The sequence below is a fragment of the uncultured Psychrobacillus sp. genome (assembly GCF_938022135.1).
GTDB lineage: Bacteria > Bacillota > Bacilli > Bacillales_A > Planococcaceae > Psychrobacillus.
Genome location: NZ_CALIED010000038.1, coordinates 21,606 through 28,341 on the forward strand (window position 1 = coordinate 21,606; position 6,736 = coordinate 28,341).

Annotated in this window: 7 protein-coding genes; 5 read left to right on the plus strand and 2 right to left on the minus strand. The window is 37.6% G+C overall.

Going from position 1 to position 6,736, the window contains the following annotated elements; translation table 11 throughout:
• The first annotated feature begins 272 nt into the window (after positions 1–272).
• Positions 273–830 carry a DUF6434 domain-containing protein gene (locus tag Q0371_RS08320; RefSeq protein ID WP_298470238.1) on the plus strand — a complete coding sequence of 186 codons (558 nt, stop codon included), beginning with the start codon at positions 273–275 and terminating at the stop codon, positions 828–830.
• Positions 831–889: 59 nt separating this feature from the next.
• On the opposite strand, the gene Q0371_RS08325 is transcribed toward Q0371_RS08320, so the two are convergent.
• On the minus strand, positions 890–1,090 hold the full coding sequence (locus Q0371_RS08325; protein WP_169361140.1) for a cold-shock protein: 201 nt from the start codon (positions 1,088–1,090) through the stop codon (positions 890–892).
• Positions 1,091–1,457: 367 nt separating this feature from the next.
• On the opposite strand from Q0371_RS08325, the gene Q0371_RS08330 reads away from it, so the two are divergent.
• Positions 1,458–2,264 carry an MBL fold metallo-hydrolase gene (locus tag Q0371_RS08330; RefSeq protein ID WP_298470241.1) on the plus strand — a complete coding sequence of 269 codons (807 nt, stop codon included), beginning with the start codon at positions 1,458–1,460 and terminating at the stop codon, positions 2,262–2,264.
• Positions 2,265–2,490: 226 nt separating this feature from the next.
• Positions 2,491–3,870, plus strand: coding sequence for an SEC-C metal-binding domain-containing protein (locus Q0371_RS08335; RefSeq protein ID WP_298470243.1), 1,380 nt, complete (start codon positions 2,491–2,493; stop codon positions 3,868–3,870).
• A gap of 339 nt (positions 3,871–4,209) precedes the next feature.
• On the opposite strand, the gene Q0371_RS08340 is transcribed toward Q0371_RS08335, so the two are convergent.
• The gene (locus tag Q0371_RS08340) at positions 4,210–4,959 is read right to left on the minus strand and encodes an NRDE family protein (RefSeq protein WP_298470245.1); all 750 of its coding nucleotides are present in this window, start codon (positions 4,957–4,959) and stop codon (positions 4,210–4,212) included.
• Positions 4,960–5,112: 153 nt separating this feature from the next.
• Here Q0371_RS08340 and Q0371_RS08345 point away from each other — a divergent pair, with 153 nt between their 5' ends.
• Positions 5,113–5,760 carry a hemolysin III family protein gene (locus Q0371_RS08345; protein WP_298470247.1) on the plus strand — a complete coding sequence of 216 codons (648 nt, stop codon included), beginning with the start codon at positions 5,113–5,115 and terminating at the stop codon, positions 5,758–5,760.
• Positions 5,761–5,776: 16 nt separating this feature from the next.
• On the plus strand, positions 5,777–6,292 hold the full coding sequence (locus tag Q0371_RS08350) for a hypothetical protein (RefSeq protein ID WP_298470249.1): 516 nt from the start codon (positions 5,777–5,779) through the stop codon (positions 6,290–6,292).
• The last annotated feature ends 444 nt before the right edge of the window (positions 6,293–6,736 follow it).

Below are 6,736 nucleotides of genomic sequence, written 5' to 3' on the forward strand. Positions count from 1 at the left end.
ATTGGTATTTGAAGTGTGATTATGGAAAATTATTGATAATTGGAAGTTATTGATAAAAAATTAATAAATAAATTATCTTAAAAAAACATGGTGACATGGAGTTAACTCCACCCTTTAAAGTAAAAATAGGGGAGGGGTGCTATATGGAGATAATCGTGTACAGTTTAATATGTATGGGATATAAACAATGGTTGCTGGAGTGTTACAATGGAAGGAAAAGGGTTTTATAGATCCTACGGTATTAGTAGGTCGGTTAACTGGAGGGAAAAGAGATGAGACCACAACTAACTAAAGATATAAACATAGAAGAATTTAAACAGTATTATTGGTTAAAGGAAGAGCTCCAAGCGTTTTGTAGAGAGCACCTTATAAGCCCAGCCGGTTCGAAAGGAGAAATTGCTAATCGAATAGAGGTATTCCTTCACTCAGGAGAAATACTCCAGCCAGTCAGAAGATCTAAAATCTCTAAAGTAGAAGAACCACTTTCTTTGGATACTGTTATAACAGAAGGACATCGGTGTAGCCAACAAGTAAGGGCATTTTTTCAGGAAGTCATTGGACCAAACTTTCATTTCTCTACTTATATTCAAAATTATTTTAAAAACAATATAGGAAATACATATCGGGATGCAGTGAACGCTTGGATGGAGGAGGAAGAACGTAAGAGAGATCCGGCTTACTCGAAAGCGATTGCACCTCAATTTGAATATAACCAATTCACGAAAGATTTCTTTGCAGATCCTAACAATAAAGGGAAGACACGTCAGGATGCTATTCAAGCATGGAATACTATTAAGCAGCTACCAGGAAGTAATAAATATCAACAATAAAAAGCCGTACATTCGAATTGCTTCGAGTGTACGGCTTTTATCAAATTAATTCCGAAGAATTAAAGTTTTACGATGTTAACTGCTTGTGGTCCGCGGTTACCTTCTTCGATATCAAATTCAACTTTTTGACCTTCGTCAAGAGATTTGAATCCGTCACCTTGGATAGCTGAGAAATGAGCGAATACGTCGCTTCCACCTTCAACCTCGATAAATCCAAAACCTTTTTCTGCGTTAAACCATTTTACTGTACCTTGTGTCATGTAAAAAACCTCCATAAAATAAATTAAATAATATAAATCTTTCAACAGATAAAAAAATTCACATATTAGAAAAAGTATCGACAAACATTTCACGATCACTTTTTGTAATATGTGAATTCAATGTTTTCTTTTGAAGCAATTTAACTATTGAACTTAGTATATAACGTTTAATGTCATTTGTCCAGTAATGTACTTAGGTTATTTAAAATTCTTTTATTAACCGAATAAGTAGAAGCACTTAAGTCTACTGCTTTTCTTAAAGGTAACGCAGTGATACCAGCACTTGAAGACCTTAAATAGAGTGAATAGTCATTCATTTTATGGTATTCTTTTCTAAAATAAATCTTTGTTTATAGGGGTGGTTGAGATGCTTTTCAAGAAACAATTCGATGTTTCGACTAAAAGTGGTGTAATAATGGCGAATGGAAAGGTGTCTTTTCAAGGCGTGAGGTTAAATGTACATTGTTTCGTGGTAGATGGTGTCCTCATTGATACGGGATCACAGTCACTAGAGAATGAGATCAAGCCTTTTTTGAAGCAGCAAGAGGTGGAGAAGGTCATGATTACTCATCATCATGAGGACCATACTGGCTGTGCTGCTTATATGCAGGAGCTGGGGAAACGGATCTATATGAAAGAACATTTCATAGATCAATGTCAAAAGAAAGCAGACTACCCCCTTTATCGCAAGCTGTTTTGGGGTAAGAGACAGCCCTTTAAAGCTAATCCGTTAGGCGAAACATTTACCTCTAAATCAGCTACCTGGGATGTCATCCCAACACCGGGTCATGCTAAGGATCATGTAGCATTGCTCAATCGACAAACGGGTCAATTGTTTACAGGTGACCTTTATTGCCAAGAACGAACAAAGATTATACTTCGAGAAGAAAGTATTCCAACCATCATAGAATCTCTTCAACGGGTCCTCACCTATGATTTTGAGGACGTATATTGTTGTCATGCAGGGTATTTAGAGAAGGGAAGAAGATACTTAGAGAGAAAGCTACATTATTTATTAGAGATGCAGCAACAGATTTTGCAGCTTCACGCCGAGGGGAAAAGTGAAAAAGAGATTACCAGTATTATTTTTCCAAAGAAATATCCTATTAATCGGTTTTCTCTGGGTGAGTGGAGCTCCTTTCATATCATCCGCTCCGTTATTAACGAACAGTAGCATGAAAAGGACTAAATACATAGTAGAGTCCTTGCCTGACAGGAGGACTAGCTTTTCGTGGTTTAAATACAAGCCATATTTACTAATGTTATTCTCTATTCGAGCAGAAATAGACCCTGCTAAAATACATTAAATAGAATTCTTGCATAAGCCTACTCCCAAAAGTAGTTTTTACTCGATGAAAACCGCTTAATACCGTATGATTAAAGGAGGAAGGTGAATTTATTTGAAAGCTTATATTTTAAAATTATCATTTGAGCACGTAGATCCGAAGGTGTGGAGACGGGTTATTCTGCCGGCAGATGCGACATTTAATAGACTTCATGAGACCATTCAATACGTGACAAATTTCCGAAGCACGATGGAAGCTTATCATTCCTTTGGAATAGCAACAAACGATAAATACATTACGAATAATGAAACGATCTTACATGAGTATAAAGGAAAGAAGTACGAGGGTAGAGAGGTTAAACAGCCAACCCGTATCAAGATTGACTCGTATCTTCAGGAAATGGGTTACCTCATTTATAACTACGACTTCGGAGACGATTGGCGTATACGTGTAGAGTTAGAAGAGACAGTTGAGGATTACTATTTTGGTTTTCCTACTATATTAGAGGGAGAAGGAACTGCCCCACCCGAAGATGTCGGTGGTCCCCCAGGGTTTGAAGAGTTTAAAAAAATTATGGATAATCCAAATCATCCTGATTACTTACATATGTTTGGATGGGCAGAGCAACAGGGGTATAAACCATTTGATATAGACAGAACAAATGACTTGTTAAAATTTGTGAAATACAAAAAAACAGAATGGGACAAAATCGACCATGATAACTATCTTGTTCTTTCGGATAAGTATCGAGGTGTGAAATCCAGCCCACAAGGTGAGATAGAAGATAAGGAAACGGTATTAAAATATGTAGTTGCTTGTACCAACCTTTACGGGGTCATTGTTTTCCCTAAATTTCTAGAGATTTATAATGCACAAAACAATAAAGCATTGACGAGAAATGAATTATTGTCATTTGTAGATAATTCTTTGGAATCGCTACAAAATCAATCTGTACGTGTGGAAAAAGATGAATTCATACATACAACGATACGTCCCAATGACTATAAAATCATAAAGGATAATGCGAACGGGAAGCCTTATTATATCCCGGCAAAGGAAGAGCTTCTGCGCTATGCGGATGCGAACTATTATGAAGCAACAATCTATCAAGAAAAGCTTGCTTCCATGATGCAAAAGGATTTCTTTGGTGGCAGCTCCTTAATGATTAAAGAAAACATGGATCAACTAATCCGTGAGATGCAAACAGTTGGCAGCAGTATTAATATGGTTGCCCAGCAATTTGCGGTGCGTCATCAAATACAAGATCAAGAACTTTTTAATAAGTATGTACAGGCAATTGCCTTCGTATCTGTAACAACTCGCCTTTGGATCAATAGAGGACATACGCCTCACGAGATCACATTGATGGAGCAGCCAGATCTAAAAACAGTCTCAACTAAATCAGAGACTCCAAAAACTGATACAAAGGTTGGCCGAAATGACCCTTGTCCTTGTGGCAGTGGTAAAAAGTATAAAAAGTGCTGTGGTAAATAAGTTAGAGAAAGAGATCAGGACAAAAGTTCCCTCAAAATAGAGCGTAGTTGTTTTCCGTTACAGCGGACGCTTTCCGGGGGCACGGCTTAGGCCAACAGGATGTTGGTCAGGAAAACGTTGTCACACGATGTGACGTTCTTAGTTTTCCCTCCTTGAAATTCCCTCGCTGCGCTCAGTCCGGGGCTTTCAGCTCGTGCTTTCCCCCAGGAGTCGCCGCTCTCTTCAACAACAATAATAGAGAGTTTTTTATTAAAATCGGTTACCACTAAAGTAAAGACGTGAAATCAGCAACTTGATTTCACGTCTTTTAATTTATTGACTAGTTATATCCCAGCTCTTTTATATTTCAAAAAATTTCTCAGAATGCATTTTACCTTTATAATAGGTGCGTTCTGCAAAAGTAATGTTTTGGTTTTCGTCCATTAGCAAAACAGTCGAGGAGCGTGTACCGTAGTTTGTCATTTTGATAAAAAGAGGAGATAGGCTGCGTTCAAGCTCTATTCCCACACCAGTATCAGGAAGCTCAGAATCCTGTGCTACACTCTCGTCTGTTAACAAATCAAATAGAGGTCCTACTTCTATGTTATCTAATAGAAGATGTTCAGCTAAACTCTGCTTTCCTTTTTCTACCTTAGGCCAAGGTGTATTCAAGGTATGATTGCTTAAGCTATGTGTACCAGGTGAAACTTCATTCATTTTATCCAGGATGTTGTTATAGTGGAACAATTGATGGCTATCCCCAATGACAATATTATAACCGCCATAGCTGTCTCTACTTTTCTTCAATTCCTCGATAAAGTCTAGTGGTTCTTGTTGTCCGATTAAAAAGTCTCGAACAATATCTCCGCGTGAAAGGTGACCAGGCTTAAGCTGTGGATCACGAAAGTTTGTCAATGCAGCAAAGCGACCAGCTTTAGAAACTCCAAGCCATGTACCCATTTGCAGTAAATCACGTCCTGCCAGTATAGTTGGATGGTCTTCCCAAAAATGAGCCGACTCAGTTGGTCGCTCATAAAATTCATCGCGATTGGCAACAACTATGAGGGGATAGTTAGGATGCACTTGAAATTGAAAATTAACAAGACACATAATGATTGCTCCTTTTTATACTAGTTTGTCAGATGATAACAGAAACTCTACTCTTACCTTATTATATCAACTCAAATTTAACGAGTGTCTGCTTTTATTAATGAAAAGTGGTAGGATAAAATGGAATAAATGATTTAATGGAGATGAAAGATATTGAGTAATACACATATTTTTTCTAAACGAGAAGAGTTGGCAAATGCAATCATACACGGTGTTGGTACGCTCTTAAGTATAGCGGCACTTGTTATTTTAATTGTTTCATCCGTCAAGTATGGGGATGCATGGCATGTGGTGAGCTTCACACTGTTTGGAGCATCCATGGTGCTATTGTTTACGTCGTCGACCCTCGTACATGCTTTTCCGGCAGGGAGAGCTAAAGACTTTTTTGAAATCATGGACCACTCTTCTATTTATTATCTGATAGCAGGCTCCTACACACCACTTCTATTTATAGTAGTAAAAGGGCCGCTTGGTTGGACGTTGTTTGGTATCATGTGGGGGCTAGCGATAGCAGGTACTGTGTTCAAAGCTTATTTTGTTAAACGTTTTTTACATACCTCCACGATTCTATATGTAGTGATGGGCTGGCTAATTGTTTTTGCTTGGAAGCCCCTAATCACGAATATGTCCACAGAGGGCCTTATTTTACTAGCACTTGGTGGCTTGCTATATACCGGAGGAGCAGTCTTTTACGTGTGGAGAGGCTTTCCATATCATCACGCAGTATGGCATGTATTTGTTCTCGCAGCTGCTATTTTAGTTTTCTTTGCTATCATGACACTATTGCCTATACCTGCATAACCAAGGAGGAAATCATATGTATGACCCGACCGTCTTCGAAAACTTAAAGGTTGCATTTGAGAATCATGTATATGATCTAGACAACATAGAACGTAAAATTAATATAATCAACCGAACAGACCGGATGGACTTCTCTATTATAAAAAGAGATTTCTCTATTGAGTTTGTCCTATTCGATAAACCCGCAGTCTCAGCTGAGATTATTATAGAAGCTTCCTTGGAGGAGCTCGCATCAGAAATCTTGGAGACTCCGGGAAAGAATCCTGGCTGTACACTTCAGTTGAAATTTCAAAAAGATGTAATGGATGTGCCTACAGAGTGTAGGAGTATTGAGTTAGCCCTAAAGCAAATATGGGAAGGTGACATAACGATCAAGCAGCATGTGAGCTTTGAATACGGACACTTGGAGCAAAACTACGTAAATACAACTTTGCTAAGCTTCCAGCAAAAAATCAATGAGGATAACATGAGTGAAATAGAGGACTTCCTCGCTAGTGTAATCGAATCGTTGGAACTTCTTCATGATATTTAATGCGTCTGTATTATATATTGCAGGCTCTTTAATAGAAAAAGATTAAAGCAGCGAAAAGTAATGTTGTTACTTTTCAGTTGCTTCTTTTATTAGAGAAAAGCGATATGTCTATTTAATAAGTTGTCTAGATAGATTGGAGAAGGCGCGGGCTGGATAAACAAATATTCGCAAACGGTAAGTGATAGTCTAATATATTTATAGAAGGAAAGTATTTTAAAATGTATTGGATACACTTATTACAAATCTAGAAAACCCTTTGTTAATGCTAACTTTGAGGAGGTAATAACGCTTTACTAAATTCTTTTTAAAAAAGTTTTTAAAAAGTGTTGACTTATAATATAAACGAGAGTAATATTGTAGAAGTCGCCAAGAGGTAAACAAGTTTGGCTGACACAATGAACATTGAAAACTGAACATGCAAAACGTTAAGACATACAGCATCAA

Coding starts and splice junctions, on each gene's coding strand:
- Q0371_RS08350 (WP_298470249.1), top strand. CDS start 5,777: ATGTATGACCCGACCGTCTTCGAAAACTTAAAGGTTGCATTTGAGAAT.
- Q0371_RS08325 (WP_169361140.1), bottom strand. CDS start 1,090: ATGACACAAGGTACAGTAAAATGGTTTAACGCAGAAAAAGGTTTTGGA.
- Q0371_RS08330 (WP_298470241.1), top strand. CDS start 1,458: ATGCTTTTCAAGAAACAATTCGATGTTTCGACTAAAAGTGGTGTAATA.
- Q0371_RS08320 (WP_298470238.1), top strand. CDS start 273: ATGAGACCACAACTAACTAAAGATATAAACATAGAAGAATTTAAACAG.
- Q0371_RS08340 (WP_298470245.1), bottom strand. CDS start 4,959: ATGTGTCTTGTTAATTTTCAATTTCAAGTGCATCCTAACTATCCCCTC.